The sequence below is a fragment of the Shinella sp. S4-D37 genome, assembly GCF_040812195.1.
Taxonomy (GTDB): Bacteria; Pseudomonadota; Alphaproteobacteria; order Rhizobiales; family Rhizobiaceae; genus Shinella.
Genome location: NZ_JBFNXL010000005.1, coordinates 2,580,849 through 2,603,146, shown reverse-complemented (window position 1 = coordinate 2,603,146; position 22,298 = coordinate 2,580,849). Strand labels below are relative to the sequence as shown.

The following is a 22,298-nucleotide window of genomic DNA, read 5'->3' as shown; positions in this document are numbered from 1 at the left end:
CTCAGAAATACCCTTCGCGTTTCTTCTTTTCCATGGAGCCGGACTGGTCGCGGTCGATCGCGCGGCCCTGGCGTTCGGAGACGGTGGCCGTCTCCAGCTCGGCGATGATGTCGTCGAGCGTGGTGGCCTGCGAGCGGATGGCGCCGGTCAGCGGGAAGCAGCCGAGCGTGCGGAAGCGGATGACGCCTTCCTGCTTGACTTCGCCGGGCAGCAGTTCGAGGCGCGGGTCCTCGGCGAGGATCATCATGCCGTCGCGCTCCACATAGGGCCGCTTTTCCGCGAAGTAGAGCGGCACGATCGGGATGTCCTCGGCCTGGATGTAGCGCCAGATATCGACCTCGGTCCAGTTGGACAGCGGGAAGGCGCGCACGCTCTCGCCGTTGCGGATCATGCCGTTATAGATGTTCCACAGTTCCGGGCGCTGGTTGCGCGGGTCCCAGCGGTGGTCCGGCGTGCGGAAGGAATAGATGCGCTCCTTGGCGCGCGAGGCTTCCTCGTCGCGCCGCGCGCCGCCGAAGGCCGCGTCGAATTTGCCGGTGTCCAGCGCATGGCGCAGCGCCTCGGTCTTCATGATGTCGGTATAGAGCGCCGAGCCGTGCGTGAAGGGCGTGACGTTTTCCGCCGCGCCGCGCGGGTTAATGTGCTCGATCAGGTCGAGATCATAGTCCGCGACCACCTTGTCGCGGAAGGCGATCATCTCGGCGAACTTCCAGCCCGTATTGACGTGCAGGAGCGGGAAGGGCACGCGGCCGGGATAGAAGGCCTTGCGCGCCAGATGCAGCAGCACGGACGAATCCTTGCCGATCGAATAGAGCATGACCGGCCGCTCGAATTCGGCGGCGACCTCGCGGAAGATGTGGATCGCTTCGTTTTCCAGCGCCTTCAGATGCGGATCGAGCGGCGGCTTGTGCGTTGCGCTGGGCTTCGCTTCCGCTTCGTGACGGATATCGGACATGAAAGGGGGTACTCCGGATGACTGCGCCTCTTCGGGCGGATGATCTTTAAAGGGCGCTCGATTCGAGGGAGGGGATCGCCGATTCCGGCACATGCAGGCCGCATTCGCGCTTCTCGTCGTTCTCCCACCACCAGCGGCCGGCCCGTTCGGGCTCGCCCGGCTTGATGGCGCGCGTACAGGGCTCGCAGCCGATCGAGGGATAGCCGCGCCCGTGCATCGGGTTCACCGGAACCGCATTGTCGGCCACATAGGCCTTGATGCGCTCGATGTCCCAGTCGGCGAGCGGGTTGATCTTGATCAGGTTACGTTCCGCGTCGAACTCCGCGAAGGGCGTGTCGGCGCGGTTGCCGGACTGGCCGCGGCGCAGGCCGGTGATCCAGAAGGATGCCCCTTCGAGTGCGCGCGCAAGCGGCTTCAGCTTGCGCACGCCGCAACAGGCGTGGCGGGCCTCGACGCTCTCGTAGAAGCCGTTGAGGCCGTATTGCGCGGCATAGGCGTCGATATCCTCCTTGCGGGGACGATAACGCTCGATGGCGATGCCGTACTGGTCCTCGGTCTCGTCGATGAGGTCGACGGTCTCCTTGAAGAGCCGGCCGGTCTCCAGCGTCACGACGTCGATGCCGAGACGCTCGGTGCCGATGGCGGCCGTGATCACCTGGTCCTCGATGCCGAGGCTGGTGGTGAAGACGGAACGCCCGCCGAGCCCGGCCACCAGCGCGAGGCGCCCGGCAAGGTCGAGTTCGGCGAGTTTGTCGTTCAGGGCCTGCGCGGTCCCGTTTCCGGTGAGAGCAGTCATTCCAATCCATGCCTTTGCGAGAATTTGCCGGATTATCGCAGCCTTGTGCCGCGCGAGACAGCAAAACGGATTTCTGAAAGACCGGCGCAGGAGCAAATATCTCTCCAAGTCGCGCCAAGGGCAGAAATCCTGCCGCCTTCGCCGGGCGATCAAAAAACTTGACAGCAAAATTCAGATTTAATAGCTGAGCATGGTAGTCAAGTTTTATGCGCGGGCCCGGTGGCCCGCCGGGGGAAGGACGAAATCATGGCCATCACCATCACCGCCAGCGATGCGAACAAGGACGGCAAGGGCATCAACGTCGCCGCCTTTCTGGCGAATTACGACAAGAGCTTCACGCGTGCGGGATACGGCTCCTTCAACAGCACCGACCCGATGGCGATGAGCGGCACGCAATATTCGGTCAACGACGCCAAGACGTTCGGCATCGTGGCGTCGTCCGGCAAGTCGCCTTGGAAATACGACATGGTCACGCACAAGATCACGGGCTCGCTGAGCACGGTCGATTTCGGCAGCGGCATCGACCTGAACGAGAAGACGGGCAAGTTCGCCCTCAAGTCGGACCTCAAGATCTCCGGCCTGGGCGTGACGGATGCCAAGCTGGCCGGCGAGATCCTCGGCGACCTCATGGCCGGCAAGCTCACCACGGACGGCGCGACGAGCAGCCTTCTGGCCGTCCTGAAGAAGAACGCCATCGTCTTCAACGGCAGCACCGGTTCGGACAGCTTCACCGGCTTCGGCAAGGCTGACAAGCTTTCCGGCGGCAACGGCAACGACACGCTGAAGGGCGCCGGCGGCAACGACACGCTTTGGGGCGGCAAGGGCAATGACAAGCTCTACGGCGATGCCGGCAACGACAAGCTCGACGGCGGCGCGGGCAACGACAAGCTCTATGGCGGCAAGGGCAACGACAAGCTCGACGGCGGTGCCGGCAACGACACGCTGAGCGGCGGTTCGGGCAGCGACCAGTTCGTCTTCAAGAAGGGCCAGGGCAACGACACGATCACCGACTTCCAGGCCGGCAAGGCCAAGTCGGACGTCATCCACCTCGACAAGGCCGTGATCTACAACTTCTCCGACCTTCTCGCCCACGCCACCGACACGGCCGACGGCGCCGTCATCGAATACGGCGACAACACGATCAAGCTTGCCGGCGTCGACAAGGCGGATCTCAACTCGAACGACTTCTCGTTCTATTTCTTCTAACCCTCCGGTCGGAAGAGCATGCGGAAAGGCCGGACCCATGCCCGGCCTTTCTGTTTCTGGAACCTTTTATCGGTCGCTCAGCGCCGCGCGCGGGTTCGTCCAGGGCTCCTGGTTGGAGCGGGCGAGGGGCTGCCTGCCGAGGATGTGGTCGGCCGCCTTCTCGCCGGTCATGATCGAGGGGGCGTTGAGGTTGCCGTAGGTGACGTGGGGGAAGATCGAGGAGTCCGCGACGCGCAGGGCCTCCACGCCGATGACGCGGGTCTGAGGATCGACGACCGCCATCGGGTCGCTCGCCGCGCCCATGCGGCAGGTGCCGCAGGGATGGTAGGCGCTTTCCAGGTGCTGGCGCAGGAAGGCGTCGATCTGATCGTCGCTCTCGACCGCCTCGCCCGGCTGGATCTCCGGCCCGCGGAACTCGTCGAAGGCCTTCTGGCCGAAGATCTCGCGGGTGAGGCGCACGCAGTGGCGGAACTTCACCCAGTCCTCCTCGTGGCTCATGTAGTTGAAGCGGATGACCGGGTCCGCCGTCGGATCGGCCGAGCGCAGCGTCACGCTGCCGCGCGATTTCGACAGGTTGTAGCCGACATGCACCTGGAAGCCGTGGCTCTTGGCCGCCGCCTTGCCGTCATAGGAAATGGCGACGGGCAGGAAGTGGTACTGGATGTCCGGCTGCTTCAGCCCCGGCGCCGAGCGCAGGAACGCGCAGGCCTCGAACTGGTTGGAGGCGCCGAGCCCGCCCTTGGAGAACAGCCACTGCGCACCCGCCACCCCCTGCCAGAACCACGGCAGCCAGGAATAGAGCGAGACCGGCTTGGTCGAGATCTGCTGGAAGTAGAACTCCATGTGGTCCTGCAGGTTGGCGCCGACGCCCGGCCGGTCGACCTTCACCTCGATCCCCATGTCCTTCAGGTGCTGTGCGGGGCCGATGCCGGAGAGCATCAGCAGTTTCGGCGAATTGAACGAGGAGGCCGAGACGATGACCTCGCGGTTCGCCCGCACCACCTCGATCGCGCCGCCCCGCTCGATCTCCACGCCGACCGCCCGGCCGTTCTCGATGACGATCTTGCGCGCGAAGCAGCGCACGAGCGAGACGTTCGGCCGCTTCATCGCCGGGCGCAGATAGGCGTTGGCCGCCGACCAGCGCCGGCCGTTGTGGATCGTCTGCTCCATCAGGCCGAAGCCCTCCTGCTTGGAGCCGTTATAGTCGTCCGTCAGTTCGAACCCGGCCTGCTGCCCGGCCTGGATGAAGGCGTGGAAGAGCGGATTGGTCACCGGCCCGCGCCGCACATGCAGCGGCCCGTCGGTGCCGCGCCAGCCGGCTTCCCCGCCATGGGAGGTCTCCATGCGCTTGTAGTAGGGCAGCACGTCCGCATAGGCCCAGCCCTGCGCGCCGAGTTCCTCCCAGCGGTTGAAGTCCTCCGCATGGCCGCGCACATAGACGAGGCCGTTGATGGAGGACGACCCGCCGATCACCTTTCCCCGCGGCGCGGTGATGCGCCGGTTGTCGAGGTTCGGCTCGGGCTCGGAGAGATAGCCCCAGTTGTAGCGCTTCATGCTCATCGGCCAGGCGAGCGCCGCCGGCATCTGGATGAACGGCCCGATATCCGACCCGCCATATTCCAGCACCATGACCGTATGCTTGCCGTCCTCGGAAAGACGGTAGGCCAGCGCCGAGCCGGCGGAACCGGAGCCGATGACGATGTAGTCTGCGTTCTGCATGGTGGTGTTCTCTTTTCCCTGGATGCCCCTCATCCGGCTGCCGCCACCTTCTCCCCGCAAGCGGGGAGAAGGGATATGCCGCGCCGGCTTCCCCAAGCGATGGTCGTTCGTCTGGCACGTCCCCTCTCCCCGCTTGCGGGGAGAGGGCTAGGGTGAGGGGCAAGCCCTCAATACGGCGCCTCGACCTTGCCCATCGCGACATACACCGTCTTCAGCTCCGAATAGTGCTCCAGCGCGGCGAGCGAGTTCTCGCGCCCGAAGCCGGATTGCTTGGAGCCGCCGAAGGGGATTTCCACGGGGGCGAGGTTGTAGGTGTTGATCCACAGCGTGCCGGCCTCCAGCCGGTCCACCACCCGGTGCGCGCGGGTGAGGTCCGTCGTGAAGACGCCGCCGGACAGGCCGAATTCCGTGGCGTTGCCGCGGGCGATCACCTCGTCCTCATGCTCGAAATCGAGCACGCACATGACCGGCCCGAAGATTTCTTCGCGCGCGATCGTCATGTCGTCGGTGACACCGGCAAAGACGGTCGGCTGGATATAGTAGCCGTCGCCCGAGACGTCGTTCGGAATGCCGCCGCCGGTCAGCAGCGTCGCGCCCTCGGCCTTGCCCTTCTCGATATAGTCGAGGACCTTGTCGCGCTGGGCCTTGGAAACCATCGGCCCGAGCTGCGTTATCTCGTCCATTGGGTCGCCGATGATAATCTTCTCCGTCCGTGCCTTGAGGCGCGACAGGAACCTGTCCCTGATGCCCTTCTGCACGAAGACGCGGGTGCCGTTCGAGCAGACCTGGCCGGTCGAATAGAAGTTGCCCAGCATCGCCCCGCCGATGGCGCTTTCGAGGTCGGCGTCGTCGAAGACGATCAAGGGCGACTTGCCGCCGAGTTCCATCGTCACATGCTTGAGATCGGAGGCTGCCGCCCCGGCGACCTTCTTGCCCGTCGGCACGGAGCCGGTCAGCGAGACCTTGGCGACGTCCGTGTGGTTGACGAGCAGCGGCCCCGTCGTCCGGTCGCCCTGGATGACGTTGTAGAGCCCCTTCGGCAGGCCGGCCTCGATGAGGATCTCGGCGATCTTCAGCGCGCCGAGCGGCGTGTTCTCCGACGGCTTGAACACCATGGCATTGCCGCAGACGAGGGCCGGGGCGCCCTTCCAGCAGGCGATCTGCTGCGGATAGTTCCACGCGCCGATGCCCACGCACACGCCGAGCGGCACGCGCTTGGTGAAGGCGAAATCCTGGCCGAGCGGGATGTAGTCGCCGTTGAGGCCCGCCGCCGCGATGCCGCCGAAGAATTCGAAGGCGTCCGCGCCCGAGGTCGGGTCGGCGACGATGGTCTCCTGGATCGGCTTGCCGGTGTCGAGCGTCTCCAGTTCGGAGAGTTCGCGGTTCCTCTCGCGCATGATCTCGGCAGCGCGCTTGAGGATGCGGCCGCGCGCCGTCGGGCTCATCGCCGCCCATTCCTTCTGGGCGCGCTTGGCGGAGGCGATCGCCTTTTCGACGATGGCCGGCGTTGCGGCATAGAGGCGCGCGATCACTTCGCCGGTGGCGGGGTAGAGGCTCTCGAAGGGCGTGCCGGCCGTGTCTTCCACATACGCGCCGTCGATGAAGTGCGAGGCTTTCGGTTGGGCTTTCATCTCATTCTCCCCGCGGGTAGCGTTTGGAATCCTCAAGGTTGTCGAGGTTCATGTGGTTGCGCATGTAGCGTTCGGAGGCCTTCTGCAGCGGCTGGTGGTCCCAGGGATAATAGGCGCCGTTGCGCAGCGCCTCGTAGACCACCCAGCGCCGCGCCTGGCTCTCGCGCACTGCGGCGTCGAAGGCGGCCATGTCCCAGCGCGCCTCGCGCATCTGCCGGAAGGCCGTGAGCGTCGCCTTGACGACGGGATCGTCCGAGGTCGCAAGGTTGCTGAGTTCGAGCGGATCGGCATCGAGATCGTAGAGCTGTTCCGGGTCGAGTTCGCAGTGGATGTACTTCCACTTGCCCTCGCGGATGCCGACGAGCGGCGCATAGGAGGATTCGGCCGCATATTCCATCAGCACGGGCGCAGTGCGTTCCGCGCCGTTGATGACCGGCAGCAGGCTCTCGCCGTCCGTCCAGGGCATCACCTCCTCCATGGAGATGCCGGCGAGGTCGCAGAGCGTCGGCGTCACGTCGAGGTTCGACGTCGGCGCGCGGTGCAGGCCGGGCGTGACGCCGGGGCCGGCCACCATCAGCGGCACGCGGGCCGAGCCCTCGAAGAAGTTCATCTTGAACCACAGGCCGCGCTCGCCGAGCATGTCGCCGTGATCCGAGCAGAACAGGATCAGCGTGTCGTCCAGCATGCGCGTGCGGGTCAGCGTGTCGACGAGTTCGCCGACCTTCTCGTCGAGATAGGAGATGTTGGCGAAATAGGCCTGGCGCGAGCGGCGCACGTCCTCGCCGCTGATGGCGAACTTTGCGTAGTCGCAGGAGGCGAGGATGCGGGCCGAATGCGGATCCTGTTCCTCCAGCATGCCGACCTCCGGCAGAAGATGCTCGCAGTCCTCGTAGAGGTCCCAGAATTTCTTGCGCGCCACATAGGGGTCGTGCGGATGGGTGAAGGAAACGGTGAGGCACCAGGGGCGGCGGGCCGCGTCGTCGTTCTCGCGGGAGAGGTGATAGAGCTTCTGGTTCGCGAGGAACGCCACCTCGTCGTCATACTCCATCTGGTTGGTGATCTCGGCGACGCCCGCGCCCCTCACCGAACCCATATTGTGATACCACCAGTCGATGCGCTCGCCCGGCTTGCGGTAGTCCGGCGTCCAGCCGAAATCGGCGGGATAGATGTCCGTCGTCAGCCGCTCCTCGAAGCCGTGCAGCTGGTCGGGGCCCACGAAGTGCATCTTGCCCGACAGCGCCGTGTAATAGCCGGCGCGGCGCAGGTGGTGCGCGAAGGTCGGGATCGAGGAGACGTATTCGGCGGCATTGTCGTAGACCCGCGTGCGGCTCGGCAATTGCCCGGCCATGAAGGAGGCGCGGGCGGGCGCGCAGAGCGGCGAGGAGGTGTAGTTGTTGCAAAACCGCGCCGAGCGGGCGGCAAGCGCCTTCATGTGCGGTGCATGCAGGAAGTCCGCCGGCCCGTCCGGGAAGAACTTTCCGTTGAGCTGGTCGACCATGATGATCAGGATGTTCGGCTTGTTGGCGGTCATGGGCGGGTTCCTGAAGTTGCGATTGTGTGCGGGGCTTCACCCCCCTGTGCCCTGCCGGGCATCTCCCCCACAAAGGGGGAGATCGAATCGTGGCACGGCCCTGCCACCAGCCGATCTCCCCCCGTGCGGGGGAGGTGCCCGGCAGGGCACAGGGGGGTATCTCCCGCCCCGTTCATTCCGCGTGCCCCCTCGGGCAGGCCGCGAGCTGCGCAGTCAAATAGCTCTCCGTCAGCGCGATGGAGGATTCGATGCTGACGGGGGCAGAGCGCAGGCCCTGCCGCAGGTAGAGCCCGTCGATCATCGCCGCCGCGCCGTCCGCGATGGCGGAGGCCTTTTTAGCGGGGCACAGCGGCTTGAGGCTCGACAGGAGGTTGGAATTGAGCCGCCGGGCATAGACGACGAGGAGGCGGCGCACGGCCTCGGACCGCTGCGCCTCGGTGTAGAAGGCCAGCCACGCCGCCACCGTCTCGGGCGCGAACTGGTGTGCCTGGAAATTGACGCGGATGATCGCCGACAGCCGTTCGCGCGGCGTCGCCGCCGCCGTCAGCGCCGCCACGGCGTCGGCGCGAAGCTGGCGCAAGAGGCTGCGGATCGTCTCGATGACGAGCTGTTCCTTGGAGCCGAAATAGTGGTGCGCGAGGGCAGGGGAGACGCCGGCGTGGCGGGCGATCTCCGACATGGTCACGGTCAGCGAGCCATGATCGCCGACCGCCCGCAGCGTCGCGTCCACCAGCGCCTTGCGGCGCACCGGTTCCATTCCGACCTTCGGCATGCTCCCTCCCTGATTTTCCGCAAGCGTATTTTTAATTGAGCGATCAATCAATAAAAATCTTCGCGGTCGTACAGGGGCTTGCGCCGGGGTTTCGGTCGGGGCTGTGCACAAAGTGGCAAGGCCCGAAGACGGGCGTCAGGCGACCGCTTTGGCGACAAGGTCCGGATGCCGGCCGATCACCCTCACATAGGCGATGGCGAAATCCGGCGCCGTCGCCCGGGCCTGTTCCCAATCGCGCAGGGTCCCGACGGGCACGCGGAAGCGCTCGGCGAATTCGGTCTGCGACAGGCCGAGCCCTGTTCTGGTCTTTCGGATGAGCCGGGCCCGCTGGCCGCGGTCCATGGCCTCGGCGGTCACGTCGAAATCCTCTGCATCCTCGGGGTCAGAGGGAAGAACGATAGGACTTTTCTTCACCCTTGTTGCTCCTTCTTACGGAAATGAACCGGGGCAGCTCGTCCCGCCACACAAAAACGCCGGTAAACAGCTTCTCTTCCACAAGGCCAATCACCTTGAAGCGCACCTCGCCGTCCTCGACGCGAAACGAGGGGAGGACAAGATGATCGTCATCCTCGAAAAGCCGGTCGCCAAAAGCGAGAGGCAGCTTGTGCTTCTCCCGGTTGACGGCGTCCTTTGTCGGATCGAACCTGTTTCCCATACCAGAATCATACGGAAATTCCGTATATCGGGCAAGGTGCCATACGGGATTTCCGCACCAACGGATGTGAAGGCAACGGACAATGAACTATCTGATCGTCTTTCTCGGCGCGGGCATCGGCGGGGCCGGGCGCCATGGGGTGAACGTGCTGGCCGCGCGGCTGTTCGGCACGGCCTTTCCCGCCGGCACGCTTGCCGTCAACGTGCTCGGCTGCCTGGTGATGGGGCTGGTCGCCGGCACCTTCGCCTTCCGCGGCCACCTGCCGCAGGAAATGCGGCTGTTCCTTGCGACCGGCGTGCTCGGCGGCTTCACCACCTTTTCCGCCTTCTCGCTCGACGCGGCGCTGCTCTGGGAGCGCGGCGAAATGGGCCTGGCCGCGCTTTATGTCGGGGCGTCGGTTGTTTTTTCGCTGCTCGCCGTGGCGGCGGGACTTGTCGTTTCGCGCCTCATGCTCGCGGGAGGTGCAGTGTGAAAGGGCGTGCGACATGCCGGCAGGCCCGTGACCCGGCCGTCGTCAGGGTCGGCGGCGCGCCTTTTCCATATGAGCGGCACATTTTTCAACTTCTTGTAGTTGCTGAAGTTTCATGAAATTGTCATACAATAGAAACGGAATTTTCAGGTCTCGGCGGAGAAACTTCGCGGCAACGTACACCTTTCGGAGCCCCGCATGTCCGCCGCCGAATTGCTTGCCCTTCGCCGCTTCGGAGACGGCGAGATCGTCACGCTCGCCAAGCTGGTGATCGAAACGGCCTTCCAGCCGATCGTCGAGGCCGCGACGGGAGCGGTCTTCGGCTACGAATCGTTGATGCGCGGCTTCGACCGCCTCGGCTTCCACTCACCGCTCGACCTGATCGACCGGGCGCATGAGGCCGGCCAGCTTCTGGCGCTGGAGCACATGGTCAACAGCCGCGCCATCGCCGCCTTCGCCGCGCTGCCGGATTTCCGCTCGCGCACGCTCTTCATCAACCTCGATTCGCGCCTGGTGCCCGAAGGGGCCGACCTCGTCGAGCGCCTTGCCGGCCATCTCGCCCGCGCCGGCATTCCGGCCTCCTCGCTCTGTTTCGAGATATCCGAGCGCTTCGACAACGACACGCAGCCGGAATTCGCCCAGCTTGTGCGGAAACTGCGCCTTGCCGGCTTCAAGCTCGCCATCGACGATTTCGGCGTCGGCCATAACGGGCTGAAGCTGCTCTGCGACCATCCGGTCGATTACCTCAAGATCGACCGCCACTTCATCTCGGGCATGGAGGCGGACGCCCGCAAGCGCCACCTGGTGCGCAACACCGTCAACGCCGCCCATGTGCTCGGCATCCGCGTCATCGCGGAAGGCGTGGAGAGCGAGGCGGAGTTCATCGCCTGCCGCGATGCCGGCTGCGATCTGGTGCAGGGCTGGTTCGTCTCGCGCCCTGTCACGGATTTCTCCGCGCTGAGCCCGGTCTATGCGCAGGTCGCGCGGGCCGGCGGGCGCCGCCGCTCCTCGCGCACGCTGGACAGCATCCTCATCCGCCGCGAGATCGAGCAGGTCGCGGTGCTGCGCGAGAACGAGAGCCTGGAATCGGTCTTCGAGTTCTTCCGGCGCGATCCCAAGCGCACCTTCTTCCCGGTGCTGAATGCCAATGACGAGCCGCGCGGCATCCTGCACGAATACCACGTCAAGGAACTCTCCTATCATCCCTTCGGCCGCGACCTCCTGAAGAACAGGCTCTACCAGAAGAGCCTGTCGCATTTCGTCACCATGGCGCCGATCGCCGACCTCGACACGCCCGCCGAGCAGTTGCTCGACGTCTTCACCGGCATGGGCGGCAACGAATGCGTGATCCTGACGGAGAACATGCGCTATGCCGGCATCCTGTCGGCCTCCTCGCTGCTGAAGATCATCAACGAGAAGCGGCTGAAGACGGCGGAGGACCAGAACCCGCTGACAGGGCTGCCCGGCAACCGCTCGATCCGCGACTACCTGCAGGACAAGGCGCTCGACGGCGACCAGGCCCGCTGCCTGTGCTATTTCGATTTCGACAATTTCAAGCCGTTCAACGATCACTACGGCTTCCACAAGGGGGACCTGGCGCTCTCGCTCTTCGCCTCGCTGATGCGCCGCGACTTCGTCGGCGAGGATGTCTTCATCGGCCATGTCGGGGGCGACGATTTCTTCGCCGGCATTTCCGGCCGGCCCGTCGAGGCGGTGCGCCAGGCGCTGGAGCGCCTGCTGGCCGATTTCTCCCGCGAGGTGCGCTCGCTCTATTCGCCGGAGGACCGGCTTGCCGGGGAGATCCGCGGCCGCGACCGCGCCGGCCAGGAGACGACCTTCCCGATGATGCGCTGCTCGGCCGTCGTCCTCGTCCTGCCGGAGGGCGAGGTGATCGGCGAGGCGGAGCTGATCAGCAGCCGTATCGCCGGCCTGAAGGCGGACGCCAAGGGCAGCGACGGCGGGCTCGTCCTGTCCTCGGCATCGGCAGGGCAGGACGAGCCTGCCGCCGCGCACAGGCTCGCACCTCCGGGCTCCGATTTTTCGCCTGCCGCGCAAAACCGCTGCGCACTTTCGCGCGACATGCTTTAGACTCGGCGCAGGACAACGCCACCTTACCCGCGCAGGGAGATAACCCCATGTCACTTCCCTCATCCATGGCCTATGTCGGGCTCACCGAGCATGGCGGCCCCGACAATCTCGTGGTGATGGAGGGCCGCACGCCGCAGCCGCGGCGCGGCGAGATCCTGGTGCGCGTGGCGGCCGCCGGCATCAACCGGCCGGACGTGCTCCAGCGCAAGGGCGACTATCCGCCGCCGCCCGACGCCAGCCCCGTCCTGGGCCTGGAAGTGGCCGGCGAGGTGGTGGCCATCGGCGAGGATGTCACGGGCTACGCGCTCGGCGACCGGGTCTGCGCGCTGGCGAACGGCGGCGGCTATGCGCAATATTGCGCGGTGCCGGCCGGCCAGGCGCTGCCCTTCCCGAAGGGTTTCGACGCGGTGCGGGCCGCAGCCCTGCCGGAGACCTTCTTCACCGTCTGGGCGAACCTCTTCATGATGGCGGGCCTGAAGCCCGGCGAGAGCGTGCTGATCCACGGCGGCACCAGCGGCATCGGCACGGCGGCGATCCAGCTTGCCGACGCCTTCGGCGCGCGCGTCTTCACGACCGCGGGCACGGCGGAGAAATGCGCCGCCTGCCTTACGCTCGGCGCCAGCCGCGCGATCAACTACCGCAGCGAGGATTTCTGCGCCGTCATCGCCGAGGAGACGGGCCGGGCCGGCGTCGACGTCATCCTCGACATGATCGGCGCGGCCTATTTCGAGCGGAACCTGAAGTCGCTTTCCCGCGACGGGCGCCTGTCGATCATCGCCTTCCTCGGCGGCACCTTCGCGGAGAAGGTGAGCCTCGCGCCCATCCTGCTGAAGCGCCTGCGCCTGATGGGCTCGGCCATGCGCCCGCGCACGGCGGCGGAAAAACAGGAGATCCGCGACGCGCTGCTGGAAAAGGCCTGGCCGCTCTTGGAGGAGGGGCGCGTCGCCCCCGTCATCCACGCCGTCCTGCCGTTCGGCGAGGCGGCGGCCGGCCATCGCATGATGGAGCACGGCGATCATATCGGCAAGATCGTGCTGACCTTCGACTGAGGCGCCGGCGTCAGGGCGCCTGTTCGATCCGGTCGCGGCCGAGGCGCTTGGCGCTGTAGAGCGCCCGGTCGGCGCGCTCGAACAGGTCTTCCATCGCATTGCCGCAATATTCCGCGACGCCGGCGGACATGGTGTAGGTGCAGCCGAGGGAGGCGCGGTGTTCCGCCTGCGCCACATGGCGGCGCAGCCGCTCCACGGCGCGCGTCGCCTCCCGCAGGCCGGCGCCGGGCATCAGCATGAGGAATTCCTCCCCGCCGATGCGCGCGAAGACGTCGCCGCCGCGGATCTGCTGGCGCCCGGCGGCGGCGAAGTGCCGGAGCACCTCGTCGCCCCGCGCATGGCCGTAGCGGTCGTTGATCGCCTTGAAGTGATCGAGGTCGATGAGCGCCAGCGAGAGCTGCGTGCCGTTGCGGCGGGCGATCCGCATCTCCGCATCGAGCCGGGCCATGGCCGCGCGGCGGTTGAGCAGGCCCGTGAGCGGGTCCGTGTTGGCGGCGAGCTGGGCCGCGTCGCGGGCGACCTGCAGCATGCGCTCGTTGGATTTGAGCATGGTGATGTCGGTGAAGGCGCTCCACAGCCAGCCGCCGGCAAGCACCGTCTCGTTCACCAGGAACCAGCGGTCGTCGCGAAGGTCGATCTCGAAGCTGCGCTGCGGGTTGCTGCGCCGCCGGGCGTGGGCCCTGGCGAGGAAGGCGTCGATGGGGCCGCTCACCTTCGGCCCGACGTCCTCGGCATGGCAGTGCTGCAGGATGTCGGCGAAGGTGCGCGCGCCTGGCTGCACGTCGAAAAGCGCGCGGAAGGCCAGCGAGCCGTAGGACAGTTCGTCATCGGGCGTAAACAGCGCGACGGCGACGCCGGAGGCGTCGAGCCCTGCGAGGATGAGATCGGTCGTCGCCCGGTCCCGGATGAGCGCCAGCGGCAGGATGGCGTCGGCATGCGCCATGCCGCTCCCGTCCGGCCACCTCTGCCCGTCGCCTCGTCTCACCCGTCGCGTTCCTTTCGAAGACAGAATCGCCGGGCATCGCGCCGGTCGATCCTCATCTTTTGTGGCAGAAGGCGGCCGGGTCGCAATGAAGACCGTCGGTTTCCGTTAACAAATCGTCAATCCGGCGCCGCGCCCCTTCCGGCCGGAAGGCGGATGGCGAGCAGCACCGCCAGCCCCGCCGGCAGGGCGAGCAGCACATAGAGCCAGCGCGCCGCCGACAGCGCGCCGTCGATGCCGCCGGGGGCGAGAAGGCCCGTCGCGTTGACGACGATGCCGGCGAGCGCCGCCCCGAAGGCGGCGCCGAGCGCCTGCATGGTGGTGATGGCCGCCGAGGCCTTGTCCGTCTCGCCGGCCGGCGCCAGGTGCAGCACATGGGTGACGAGATGGGCCCAGCCCATGCCGATGCCGAAGCCCATCAGGAAGATGAAGGCCGTGGCGGCGGCGAGCGGCAGGAGGCCGCCCGCCGGATCGTGCCGGGCGAGCGTGACGGCGAGGAGGGCGGTCGCCAGCGCCTCCACCAGCGCGCCGGCGACGATCGTCCGGTTGGCGCGCCGTCCCTTCAGGCCGGCGGTGGCGAAGGCCGCGGCCGTCCAGCCGAGCGCCAGCAGCGCCACGAGATAGCCCGAGACGAGCGGGCTCACGCCATGCAGCACCTGCAGGAAATACGGGATGTAGATATCCGAGCAGACCGTCACCAGCAGCATCAGCATGATGAGGTAGATGCGGGCGAGCGGCGAGGAGAGGCGCGCCGTGCCGGCCGGCAGCAGCCGCCCCTCCGCCCGCCGCTCGATGGCGACCGCCGCAAGGACGGCGGCCACGGCTGCCGCGGCGAGGGCGCCGCGCAGCATAGGCGCGGCGACCGAGCTTGCCAGCGACAGCACCAGCACGGCGGCGACGAGCAGCACGATCTGCGGGAACGGCGTCCTCGTCGTCACCCGCTCGCCTTCACCCGACGGCAGCAGCCTCGGCGCGCAGACGGCCATCAGCACCGACAGCGGCACGAGCAGCGCGAAGGCCTCGCGCCAGGCGCTGCCGGCCGCGAAGACGCCGCCGATCGTCGGGCCGAGGAAGGTGGCGATGCCCCAGACGGCGGCATAGAGCGTCGAGGCCGTGCTCCACAGCGGCTCGGGATAGACGTGGCGGATGAAGGCATAGCCGAGCGCTACGAGAAACCCCGCGCCGAGCCCCTGGACCGCCCGGCCGACGAGCACCGTCTCCATGGTCGGCGCGATGGCGCAGACGAGGCTGCCGAGGCCGAAGAGCAGCGCGCCGGCCCGGTAGCAATGGTTGAGCGTCACCTTGCGCGGCCGCACCGCCACGAAGGTGGAGCCGAGCACGGAGGCCGCCACATAGACCGTCGTCGCCCAGGCGAAGAGCGGCAGGCCGCCGATGTCGCGCACGATGGAGGGCATCAGCGTGGCGGTGATGTAGGTCTCCACCGCATGCAGCATGATGCCGCCGCCGAGCATCAGCGTGCCGAACAGGTAGGCGCGGGAGAACAGGCTGGAAAGCCGCGGCGCGGCATCCTTCGGGATCGTGACACTGTCGGACATGGGAAAACCTTGCGAATTCGAGGCCGAAGACCTCGCACGGGGCATACGGCAGTTCAAGCCGTGACTTTTGGTTGGAAGGCGGCCGTTTGCGCGCGCGCCCTCATCCCCGCCGTCGGGCCGGCGGCGCACGGCCTACAGGCAGCGCAGGATCAGGAAGCCGGAAACGACCGCAAGTGCGATTGCCGCGCTGGCTCGCCTCGACCCTGGCTTTGTCTTCAGCATCGCGGCTTTCGAGGTGGCGCTACACGCCGATCCGCCCGATCGCCGGGATCTTGATCGCGGGGCGCACGAAATCCACGCCGGCGACGAGGCCCATGATGTGCAGCTCCAGCCCGGAGCGCAGGCCGGCGGAGATGCCGAGGAGGCCGTAGAGCGTCACATGAACGTCCCTGCCGTCGGGATCGACCGCGAAGATCCGGCCCTCCGGCAGGTAGTCGCGGCCTACCGCGTCGGGCGGCAGCACCACGCCGAGGTCCGGCACCGAGCGCAGCACATGGGCGACGAAGGTGTTGGAGTTCGGCCCCGGCCAGATGCGGTAGCCGCCGGGTTTGGAATAGGGATAGGCGGCGATGGCCGCCTCGATCTTCGGGATCAGCCGCGCCGCCTCCTCGCCGCTGACGCTGACCACCACGCGCGGCGTGTTGGAATACCAGAAGGCATCCGGCGCATAGCCGTTCCTGCGCACCGGCGTGCCCCAGCCCACCTTGTCGTAGCGGTTGTAGCTGCCGTTCGCCGCCTTGGTGACGATCCAGGCATGGCTCGCCACCGCGCCCTTCAGGCCCCCCGTCGCGGCGGAGAAGACGTGGATCGTCGCCTGCGGCGTGTCTTCCGCCCTCGGCAGGATGCCGGCGGATTGCCAGTTCGCCTCGCGCCAGCTCTGCGGCCGGTCCCTGATGTACCAATAGCCCGCCGAGGCGAGGGCCGGCATGAGGTAGATCACCAGGAAGAGAACGAGGACGTTCCTCAACAGTTTCATGCGCGGCGTCTCCGAAATCGCGTGTGCGGACCCAGCTTTTCGGATAATACCGCATCCGAAACCGGAAATTTGAGGGCATGAACATGGCAAACCCCGTCCTTGTCGAGGTCACCCGCGGCGATCTCGTCGAAAGCCGCCATCGCGGCATGGTCGTCGCGGTCGATGGCGACGGCAAGGTGGTGTTCTCGCAAGGCGAGATCGAGGGGGCCGTCTTCCCGCGCTCGGCCTGCAAGGCCATGCAGGGCCTGCCGCTCGTCGAAAGCGGCGCGGCGGATGCCTACGGCTTCGGCAACCGGGAACTGGCGCTCGCCTGCTCCTCGCACAGCGGCGAGCCGGAACATGCGAGCCTTGCCGGCGCCATGCTGGCCGCCGCCGGCGTCGACGAGAGCGTGCTGGAATGCGGCGCCCACTGGTCGTTCGAGCAGCCGGTGCTGATCGGTCAGGCGCGCGGCCTCGAGCGGCCGTCCGCGCTGCACAACAACTGCTCGGGCAAGCATGCCGGCTTCGTCTGCGCCGCCTGCCATACCGGCAAGGACCTCAAGGGTTACGTGCGCTACGAGCACCCCGTCCAGGCGGAGATCCGCGGCGTCATGGAAAGCCTGACGGGCGCGGCGCTCGCCACCGACAATTGCGGCGTCGACGGCTGCTCGATCCCCACCTATGCCGTGCCGCTGAAGGGCCTCGCCCACGGTTTCGCGAAGATGGCGACCGGCACCGGCCTTGCGCCCGAACGCGCCAAGGCCGCGCGCCGGCTGATGGAGGCCTGCATGGCCGAGCCCTTCTACGTCGCCGGCACCGGGCGCGCCTGCACGCGGCTGATGAAGATGGCGCCCGGCCGCATCTTCGCCAAGACCGGCGCCGAGGGCGTCTTCTGCGCCGCCATCCCGGAAAAGGGCATCGCCATCGCGCTCAAATGCGAGGACGGCACGACCCGCGCCGCCGAAAGCATGGTGGCCGCCACGCTCGCCCGCTTCTTCGCCGACGAGCCCGACCTCCACGCCGCCCTGATGGCCGGCGCCAACCGCTCCATGTCCAACTGGAACGGCATCCATGTTGGCGACATCCGCGTCACGGACGCCTTCGCCGCCTGATCGGGCCCGCCGCCGCGGCAGCGGGATGAGGGGCGTCCGATAAGGGGAGGATCAGAGCGGACGGGTGCAGCTCTCGGCCCTGAGCGCGGGAGTACGGAAGAGCCCGAAGGGCAGGTCGCCGAGGGCGCGGGAATCCATCGCCTCGATCTCGGGATGGGCCAGCGGGTCGCGCAGCCAGACGGGCGTCTGCGCCACGTCGATCTCGGCGCGAAGGGCTTCTGCGGCTCTGGAGAAAATCTTGAACATTGCCTTCTCCTTGCGGTTCGTTATCATTGTGTATGGCTGATAATCGCGCCGGAAGACCGTTTCGGCAATCGAGTAGTTCAGGACCGCATTGTAGAAAAGCTATATGAGAAACCTCAACCGCGTGCATCTCAACGGCCTGCGGGCGCTGGAGGCGGTGGGCCGGCTCGGCTCGCTGCAGGCGGCGGCCGAAGAGCTCGGCGTGACGGTCGGCGCGGTGAGCCAGCAGGTCATCAAGGCGGAGGACCAGCTCGGCCGGGCGATCTTCGAGCGCACCGCCCGCGGCCTGCGGCGGACGGCCTTCGGCACGCCGTTCCTGGCGCGGCTCTCGGCGGGCTTCGGCCAGCTTTCCGAGGCGGTCGCCACAACGCAGCGCCGCGACGACGCCATCCTGACGATCTCGGTCGCGCCGATCTTCGCCTCGCGCTGGCTCATCCACCGCATCGACCGCTTCGCCGCCGCCCATCCCGATATCAGCCTGCGCATCGAGGCCTCGACGGCGCTGGTCGATCTTGCGCGCTCGGATGTCGACCTGTGCATCCGCGTCGGCCCCGGCACCTGGCCGGACGTGGCGGCGGAGTTCCTGGTGCCGCAGGTCGTCTTCCCGGTCTGCGCGCCGGCGCTGGCGGCGGGGATCAGGACGCCGCGGGATCTCTCCGCGCAGCCGGCGGTGATCGACGGCAACGACGCCTTCACCTGGGAGCGCTGGCTGGCGCTTGCCGGTTTCGACGTGCCGCCGCCGCGCGCGCGGCACGTCTTCTCCGATGCCTCGCTCTGCCTCGATGCGGCGCTGGCGGGGCAGGGGGTGCTGCTCGCCTATCCGGTGCTCGCCTCCTGGGCGCTGAAGGAAGGGCGGCTCGTCGCGCCGTTCCCCATCCGCGTGGAGACCGGCATGGGCTACTATTTCGTGACGGCGCCGGGCGTGCCGGAGCCGCGCAAGGTCTCGCTGTTCAAGCGCTGGCTGCGCGCGGCGCTGGCCGAGGACGAGGACGGCTTTGCCGGCGCGGTCATTCCGGCTCGCCCTGCCGCGCCGCCATCATCGCCTTGAAGGCCGGGCGCGCCTGGCAGGCCGCAAGCCAGGCCGCAACGTTCGGCGCCGCCTCGAAGAGCTGCTTCTGGCTCATCGCATAGCGGAACACTTCCGCGACGTTGAGGTCGGCGACGGTGAACCGGTCGCCGACGACATGGCCGGTGGCCGCAAGATGGGCGTCGAGCCGCGCGAAACAGGTCGCCAGCGCTTCGGCCGCGCCGCGGATGGTGCGGTGGCCTTCCTCGCTCTCGGCGGATTTCGCATTGTGCAGCAGGACGATCTTCACGGCGTGCGGCTCGACCTGCGTCGCCGCCCACATCGTCCATTGCAGCATCTCCGCCTCCTCGGTGACGGTCCGGCCGGAGAGCGGGCCGCCGTGCTTGCGGGCGAGGTAGAGGTTGATCGCCAGCGATTCCGTCATGACGAAGCCGCCGTCGTCGATGCAGGGAACGAGGCCGGTCGGGTTGACGGACAGGAATTCCGGCGAGCGGGTGTTGAGCGGCGCGTCGGCCGCCTGTCGATCGTCGAGGCGGTAGGCCTGGATGACCGGCACGCTGGCAAACGGCAGGCCGAGTTCGCCGGCGAGCCAGTAGTTGCGCGAGGCGCGCGAGCGGTAGACGCCGTAGATGGTGAGCATGGATCCTCCCTTCGCGCCCGGACGGGCGCGGGTTTGCGCCGGAACAAGGAGCCGCGGCAGCCCCTCTGCTAGAAGGGGGGCGAAACTGCTCGGGGCCTTGCCGGCACCATAGGCGGCGGTTCGGCGCGAAGGTAGAGCGCCGGCCTGATCGATCGATGAATTGTCGTGATGATCCGGGACCGCTTTGCCGCATTGACCTTGCGCCGGCATGGGCCTAAGGGCGAAGGGTCCGCGCGGATCGCGGACGGGGACGACCGATGACACGACGCACGCAACGCTGGGCCGCCTGCCTGCGCATTCTCTGCGCGGTCGCCCTGCTGTTCGTCGGTTTCGCCCACCGCCCGGCCTCCGCCACCGCGCCGACCGCGCTGGAACTCACGCAATACGTCCTTCCTGACGGCACCCTGCCGGACATCTGCCTCAACGACATGGTCGACGGCAAGACGAAGCATGTGACGCCGGTGAAGTGCGAGGCCTGCCGCATCGCGGGGGCCATGCTGATGTCCGCGCCGGCCGATCTCGACGGCGCCGTGATCGCCTTCCGCCGTTTCGCCGCGCTCCCCCTCGTCGAGGAGGCGCTCCGCCCGCGCCGCGAGCGTCCCGGCGCGCCGCCCCGCGCGCCGCCCTTCCTGTCCGCCTGATCGACGCGCCCGCACGCCGGCTTTCCGTCGTGCCCTTCATGACGGGCGTCGTCATCCGCTTCGTGCCGCCGCTGCGGCGCCTGTTTCCTGAACCACAAGCCAGAAAGGACTGTTTCCATGAAACGCATTCTCGCCTCCCTCGTCGCGCTGGCGCTCTCGGCCTCGGCCGCGTTCGCGCACGATTTCACCCTCGGCAGCCTGGAGATCGGTCATCCGGCCTCCAAGGCGACGCTGCCCGGCCAGCCCGTCGGCGGCGGCTTCATGACCATCACCAACAAGGGCGGCGAGGCCGACCGCCTCCTCGCCATCGCCGCGCCCGACGTGTCCGACGACGTGCAGCTGCACGAGATGGCCATCGAGAACGACGTGATGAAGATGCGCCAGTTGCCGGACGGCATCGAGATCCCGGCCGGCGCGACGGTCGAGCTGAAGTCGGGCGGCCTGCATGTCATGTTCATGCGCATCAAGCACCCCTTCAAGGAGGGGGAGACCTTCAAGGCGACGCTGACCTTCGAGAAGGCCGGCGCGGTCGAGGTGGATTTCAAGATCGGGGCCGCAAAGCCGGGTGCCGCCGCGCACGGCGACGATGCCGCCGCCGACCATGGCGGCCACGGCGGCTGACGGGAAGCGGATGAGGGGGCGGTGGCCGTGCCGCCCCCTCATCCACCATGGCGCCTCTCCGTTCGGACAGAAGGAGAGACGCGTCGCGGGACGGGCTCAGCCCGTCCGGTTCCGTTCGATCGTCAGGTGCGCGAAGCTCGATCCTTCGGTCGCAAGGTCCCCGGTGACGCGCTCGTTCCAGCGGTAGCCGGCGATGGCGCCGTCCGGGGTCTCCTCGAAGAGATTGCCGGAGATCAGCGCCGAGCCCGCCTCCTCCACCACGGTCACGGCGCAGCCGACCGGGCTGCGGCGCACCAGGTTGCCGCTGACGACGAGGCCGCGCATGTAAGGCCCCCAGCCGAGCATCAGGCCCCATCTTGCGGCGTTCTCCACCGTATTGCCCGAGACGACCGTGTCGGCCTCCACCGCGATGCCGAAGCCGAAGCCGGCGCCGTCGTGGACATAGGGCCCGTCGAGCCTCAGGTTGCGCACGAGGTTGCCGGTGACGGTGGCAAGCCGCCCGCCCTCGTTGAAATTGACGATGACGATGCCGTTGGCCGCGCCGTCGACGAGGTTGCCGGTAACCAGCGCGCCCTCGAAGCCGAATTCGGAGTAGATCGCCGTCTCGCCGCTGTCGAGGCAGGTATTGCCCGAGATCTGCACGTTCGAGCCGGCATTGGCCCGGATGGCGGAGAAGGCGCAGCCGGAAATATGGTTGTCGCTTATCATCACGCCGTCGGCGCGAAAGACGTTGATGCCGTTGCCGTACTGGCCGGTGCCGCCGAGGGTGGCCGAAATGCGGGCGATGCGGTTGCCCGAGACGATCGTGCCGTCGCGGCCCTTTTCCCAGCGGTGGATGAGGATGCCGCCGTTGCCGCAGTCGAAGACGCGGTTGCCGGTGACCGAGAGGTCGCGGCTCTCGACGGCGTAGAGCGCGTATTCCGCCGCGCCCGAAAGCCGGTTGCGCTCGATGCGCCCGCCGCAGCGCTGCAGGCTGACGGCCGTCTTGGAGGAGCCCTGGATCTCGCAGTTCTCGATCGTCACGTCGGCGACATTGCTGAAATGCACGAGGCCGTCGACCGTGTCGCCGAGCCAGCGGTTCGCCCCGTCGATGACGAGATCGGCAAGCGCGATCCGCCCCGCGCCGTCGGCGGCGAAGAGGTGGCCGTCGCCGCCATAGACGATGCGGGTGGCGCCCGGCACGCCGGTGATGCGCGTCCCGTCGGGCAGCGTGACGTTGGAGACGACATAGTCGCCCGGCGGCAGGAAGACGGGCGTGTTCTTCGCCGCCGCCTGCTTCACCAGCTTTTCGAAGGCCCTGCTCTTGCGGTCGTCCGCGCCGGGGCGCACGCCGTGCGCCGAGGCGTCGATGCTGCCGCGAAGATCGACGTCGACGACCGGCATCCGCTGCGCGCGGGCGAGCGCCGGGACGGCGGCGGCCGCCGCGCCGAGACCGAGGCTTGAGAGAAACAACCGTCTGCTAACCATGAAAGCTCCTTGCCGGCAGGGGAGCAGGAACCGTGCCAGGCGAAACTGTGCCGGAACGGGACGGCCGGGCCGCTGCGCGCCAGGGTTGCCGAAAAGGACGGAAAGGTCCGGATCGGCGGCATTTCTCCGGTTTCCTTTAGGGTTGGATAACGACTCCAGGTGTAGCTTCGGGCATTGCGAAAG

The 22,298-nt window shown here is 67.5% G+C and carries 22 protein-coding genes; 8 read left to right on the top strand and 14 right to left on the bottom strand.

The features are described from left to right. Position 1: 1 nt before the first annotated feature. Both cysD and AB3G45_RS20265 read right to left on the bottom strand, forming a co-directional pair. Positions 2 to 955 carry a sulfate adenylyltransferase subunit CysD gene (cysD, locus tag AB3G45_RS20270; RefSeq protein ID WP_367832255.1) on the bottom strand — a complete coding sequence of 318 codons (954 nt, stop codon included), beginning with the start codon at positions 953 to 955 and terminating at the stop codon, positions 2 to 4. A 46-nt stretch (positions 956 to 1,001) separates the two neighbouring features. Then, entirely contained in the window at positions 1,002 to 1,751 is a 750-nt protein-coding gene (locus AB3G45_RS20265; RefSeq protein ID WP_367832254.1) for a phosphoadenylyl-sulfate reductase, read from the bottom strand. Between the two features lie 246 nt (positions 1,752 to 1,997). Between AB3G45_RS20265 and AB3G45_RS20260 the strand changes: the two genes are divergently transcribed. Continuing rightward, positions 1,998 to 2,957, top strand: coding sequence for a calcium-binding protein (locus tag AB3G45_RS20260; RefSeq protein WP_367832253.1), 960 nt, complete (start codon positions 1,998 to 2,000; stop codon positions 2,955 to 2,957). Between the two features lie 66 nt (positions 2,958 to 3,023). On the opposite strand, the gene betA is transcribed toward AB3G45_RS20260, so the two are convergent. The 6 genes from betA to AB3G45_RS20230 all read right to left on the bottom strand — a co-directional run bounded on the left by betA (position 3,024) and on the right by AB3G45_RS20230 (position 9,265). Next, positions 3,024 to 4,676, bottom strand: coding sequence for a choline dehydrogenase (betA, locus tag AB3G45_RS20255; RefSeq protein WP_367832252.1), 1,653 nt, complete (start codon positions 4,674 to 4,676; stop codon positions 3,024 to 3,026). 167 nt (positions 4,677 to 4,843) lie between these two features. Further along, positions 4,844 to 6,307 carry a betaine-aldehyde dehydrogenase gene (betB, locus tag AB3G45_RS20250; RefSeq protein ID WP_367832251.1) on the bottom strand — a complete coding sequence of 488 codons (1,464 nt, stop codon included), beginning with the start codon at positions 6,305 to 6,307 and terminating at the stop codon, positions 4,844 to 4,846. A gap of 1 nt (position 6,308) precedes the next feature. Further along, positions 6,309 to 7,838, bottom strand: a complete 1,530-nt coding sequence (gene betC, locus AB3G45_RS20245) for a choline-sulfatase (protein WP_367832250.1) — start codon at positions 7,836 to 7,838, stop codon at positions 6,309 to 6,311. 172 nt (positions 7,839 to 8,010) lie between these two features. Then, a complete protein-coding gene (betI, locus tag AB3G45_RS20240) occupies positions 8,011 to 8,610 on the bottom strand; it encodes a transcriptional regulator BetI (protein WP_367832249.1) in 600 nt (199 codons plus the stop codon). 135 nt (positions 8,611 to 8,745) lie between these two features. After that, on the bottom strand, positions 8,746 to 9,024 hold the full coding sequence (locus AB3G45_RS20235) for a helix-turn-helix domain-containing protein (RefSeq protein ID WP_367832248.1): 279 nt from the start codon (positions 9,022 to 9,024) through the stop codon (positions 8,746 to 8,748). Further along, positions 8,993 to 9,265, bottom strand: a complete 273-nt coding sequence (locus tag AB3G45_RS20230; RefSeq protein ID WP_367832247.1) for a BrnT family toxin — start codon at positions 9,263 to 9,265, stop codon at positions 8,993 to 8,995. Before AB3G45_RS20230 ends, AB3G45_RS20235 begins: the two co-directional genes overlap by 32 nt. An 82-nt stretch (positions 9,266 to 9,347) precedes the next feature. Between AB3G45_RS20230 and crcB the strand changes: the two genes are divergently transcribed. The 3 genes from crcB (at position 9,348) to AB3G45_RS20215 (ending at position 12,871) form a co-directional block, all read left to right on the top strand. Then, on the top strand, positions 9,348 to 9,737 hold the full coding sequence (gene crcB, locus AB3G45_RS20225; RefSeq protein ID WP_367832246.1) for a fluoride efflux transporter CrcB: 390 nt from the start codon (positions 9,348 to 9,350) through the stop codon (positions 9,735 to 9,737). A 195-nt stretch (positions 9,738 to 9,932) separates the two neighbouring features. Beyond that, the gene (locus tag AB3G45_RS20220) at positions 9,933 to 11,822 is read left to right on the top strand and encodes an EAL domain-containing protein (protein ID WP_367832245.1); all 1,890 of its coding nucleotides are present in this window, start codon (positions 9,933 to 9,935) and stop codon (positions 11,820 to 11,822) included. A 47-nt stretch (positions 11,823 to 11,869) separates the two neighbouring features. After that, a complete protein-coding gene (locus AB3G45_RS20215; protein WP_367832244.1) occupies positions 11,870 to 12,871 on the top strand; it encodes an NAD(P)H-quinone oxidoreductase in 1,002 nt (333 codons plus the stop codon). A 10-nt stretch (positions 12,872 to 12,881) separates the two neighbouring features. Here the strand turns inward: AB3G45_RS20215 and AB3G45_RS20210 are convergent, their stop codons facing one another. The 3 genes from AB3G45_RS20210 to AB3G45_RS20200 all read right to left on the bottom strand — a co-directional run bounded on the left by AB3G45_RS20210 (position 12,882) and on the right by AB3G45_RS20200 (position 16,385). Next, positions 12,882 to 13,814 carry a diguanylate cyclase gene (locus AB3G45_RS20210; RefSeq protein ID WP_367832243.1) on the bottom strand — a complete coding sequence of 311 codons (933 nt, stop codon included), beginning with the start codon at positions 13,812 to 13,814 and terminating at the stop codon, positions 12,882 to 12,884. A gap of 158 nt (positions 13,815 to 13,972) precedes the next feature. Then, on the bottom strand, positions 13,973 to 15,409 hold the full coding sequence (locus tag AB3G45_RS20205; RefSeq protein WP_367832242.1) for an MFS transporter: 1,437 nt from the start codon (positions 15,407 to 15,409) through the stop codon (positions 13,973 to 13,975). Between the two features lie 241 nt (positions 15,410 to 15,650). After that, positions 15,651 to 16,385, bottom strand: a complete 735-nt coding sequence (locus tag AB3G45_RS20200) for a DUF3750 domain-containing protein (RefSeq protein WP_367832241.1) — start codon at positions 16,383 to 16,385, stop codon at positions 15,651 to 15,653. Positions 16,386 to 16,468: 83 nt separating this feature from the next. Here AB3G45_RS20200 and AB3G45_RS20195 point away from each other — a divergent pair, with 83 nt between their 5' ends. Further along, the gene (locus tag AB3G45_RS20195) at positions 16,469 to 17,476 is read left to right on the top strand and encodes an asparaginase (protein ID WP_367832240.1); all 1,008 of its coding nucleotides are present in this window, start codon (positions 16,469 to 16,471) and stop codon (positions 17,474 to 17,476) included. Positions 17,477 to 17,527: 51 nt separating this feature from the next. Here AB3G45_RS20195 and AB3G45_RS20190 read toward each other — a convergent pair whose 3' ends face one another. Further along, entirely contained in the window at positions 17,528 to 17,722 is a 195-nt protein-coding gene (locus AB3G45_RS20190) for a hypothetical protein (protein ID WP_367832239.1), read from the bottom strand. A 103-nt stretch (positions 17,723 to 17,825) separates the two neighbouring features. Between AB3G45_RS20190 and AB3G45_RS20185 the strand changes: the two genes are divergently transcribed. Continuing rightward, positions 17,826 to 18,767 carry a LysR substrate-binding domain-containing protein gene (locus AB3G45_RS20185; protein ID WP_367832237.1) on the top strand — a complete coding sequence of 314 codons (942 nt, stop codon included), beginning with the start codon at positions 17,826 to 17,828 and terminating at the stop codon, positions 18,765 to 18,767. On the opposite strand, the gene AB3G45_RS20180 is transcribed toward AB3G45_RS20185, so the two are convergent. Continuing rightward, positions 18,727 to 19,386, bottom strand: a complete 660-nt coding sequence (locus tag AB3G45_RS20180) for a glutathione S-transferase family protein (RefSeq protein ID WP_367832236.1) — start codon at positions 19,384 to 19,386, stop codon at positions 18,727 to 18,729. The two genes, AB3G45_RS20185 and AB3G45_RS20180, sit on opposite strands and share 41 nt — an antisense overlap. 257 nt (positions 19,387 to 19,643) lie before the next feature. On the opposite strand from AB3G45_RS20180, the gene AB3G45_RS20175 reads away from it, so the two are divergent. Then, positions 19,644 to 20,027, top strand: coding sequence for a hypothetical protein (locus AB3G45_RS20175; RefSeq protein WP_367832235.1), 384 nt, complete (start codon positions 19,644 to 19,646; stop codon positions 20,025 to 20,027). 117 nt (positions 20,028 to 20,144) lie between these two features. Next, positions 20,145 to 20,648, top strand: a complete 504-nt coding sequence (locus AB3G45_RS20170) for a copper chaperone PCu(A)C (RefSeq protein WP_367832234.1) — start codon at positions 20,145 to 20,147, stop codon at positions 20,646 to 20,648. Between the two features lie 96 nt (positions 20,649 to 20,744). Here AB3G45_RS20170 and AB3G45_RS20165 read toward each other — a convergent pair whose 3' ends face one another. Further along, positions 20,745 to 22,115, bottom strand: a complete 1,371-nt coding sequence (locus AB3G45_RS20165; RefSeq protein WP_367832233.1) for a TIGR03808 family TAT-translocated repetitive protein — start codon at positions 22,113 to 22,115, stop codon at positions 20,745 to 20,747. Positions 22,116 to 22,298: the final 183 nt, after the last annotated feature.

Excerpts from the sequence above, each read along its gene's own strand:
- AB3G45_RS20210 (WP_367832243.1), bottom strand. The coding sequence starts at position 13,814 with ATGGCGCATGCCGACGCCATCCTGCCGCTGGCGCTCATCCGGGACCGG.
- AB3G45_RS20190 (WP_367832239.1), bottom strand. The coding sequence starts at position 17,722 with ATGTTCAAGATTTTCTCCAGAGCCGCAGAAGCCCTTCGCGCCGAGATC.
- AB3G45_RS20165 (WP_367832233.1), bottom strand. The coding sequence starts at position 22,115 with ATGGTTAGCAGACGGTTGTTTCTCTCAAGCCTCGGTCTCGGCGCGGCG.
- crcB (WP_367832246.1), top strand. The coding sequence starts at position 9,348 with ATGAACTATCTGATCGTCTTTCTCGGCGCGGGCATCGGCGGGGCCGGG.
- AB3G45_RS20170 (WP_367832234.1), top strand. The coding sequence starts at position 20,145 with ATGAAACGCATTCTCGCCTCCCTCGTCGCGCTGGCGCTCTCGGCCTCG.
- AB3G45_RS20230 (WP_367832247.1), bottom strand. The coding sequence starts at position 9,265 with ATGGGAAACAGGTTCGATCCGACAAAGGACGCCGTCAACCGGGAGAAG.
- AB3G45_RS20265 (WP_367832254.1), bottom strand. The coding sequence starts at position 1,751 with ATGACTGCTCTCACCGGAAACGGGACCGCGCAGGCCCTGAACGACAAA.
- betI (WP_367832249.1), bottom strand. The coding sequence starts at position 8,610 with ATGCCGAAGGTCGGAATGGAACCGGTGCGCCGCAAGGCGCTGGTGGAC.
- cysD (WP_367832255.1), bottom strand. The coding sequence starts at position 955 with ATGTCCGATATCCGTCACGAAGCGGAAGCGAAGCCCAGCGCAACGCAC.
- AB3G45_RS20200 (WP_367832241.1), bottom strand. The coding sequence starts at position 16,385 with ATGAAACTGTTGAGGAACGTCCTCGTTCTCTTCCTGGTGATCTACCTC.
- AB3G45_RS20215 (WP_367832244.1), top strand. The coding sequence starts at position 11,870 with ATGTCACTTCCCTCATCCATGGCCTATGTCGGGCTCACCGAGCATGGC.
- AB3G45_RS20185 (WP_367832237.1), top strand. The coding sequence starts at position 17,826 with ATGAGAAACCTCAACCGCGTGCATCTCAACGGCCTGCGGGCGCTGGAG.
- AB3G45_RS20180 (WP_367832236.1), bottom strand. The coding sequence starts at position 19,386 with ATGCTCACCATCTACGGCGTCTACCGCTCGCGCGCCTCGCGCAACTAC.
- betC (WP_367832250.1), bottom strand. The coding sequence starts at position 7,838 with ATGACCGCCAACAAGCCGAACATCCTGATCATCATGGTCGACCAGCTC.
- AB3G45_RS20260 (WP_367832253.1), top strand. The coding sequence starts at position 1,998 with ATGGCCATCACCATCACCGCCAGCGATGCGAACAAGGACGGCAAGGGC.
- AB3G45_RS20195 (WP_367832240.1), top strand. The coding sequence starts at position 16,469 with ATGGCAAACCCCGTCCTTGTCGAGGTCACCCGCGGCGATCTCGTCGAA.
- betB (WP_367832251.1), bottom strand. The coding sequence starts at position 6,307 with ATGAAAGCCCAACCGAAAGCCTCGCACTTCATCGACGGCGCGTATGTG.
- AB3G45_RS20175 (WP_367832235.1), top strand. The coding sequence starts at position 19,644 with ATGACACGACGCACGCAACGCTGGGCCGCCTGCCTGCGCATTCTCTGC.
- betA (WP_367832252.1), bottom strand. The coding sequence starts at position 4,676 with ATGCAGAACGCAGACTACATCGTCATCGGCTCCGGTTCCGCCGGCTCG.
- AB3G45_RS20220 (WP_367832245.1), top strand. The coding sequence starts at position 9,933 with ATGTCCGCCGCCGAATTGCTTGCCCTTCGCCGCTTCGGAGACGGCGAG.
- AB3G45_RS20205 (WP_367832242.1), bottom strand. The coding sequence starts at position 15,409 with ATGTCCGACAGTGTCACGATCCCGAAGGATGCCGCGCCGCGGCTTTCC.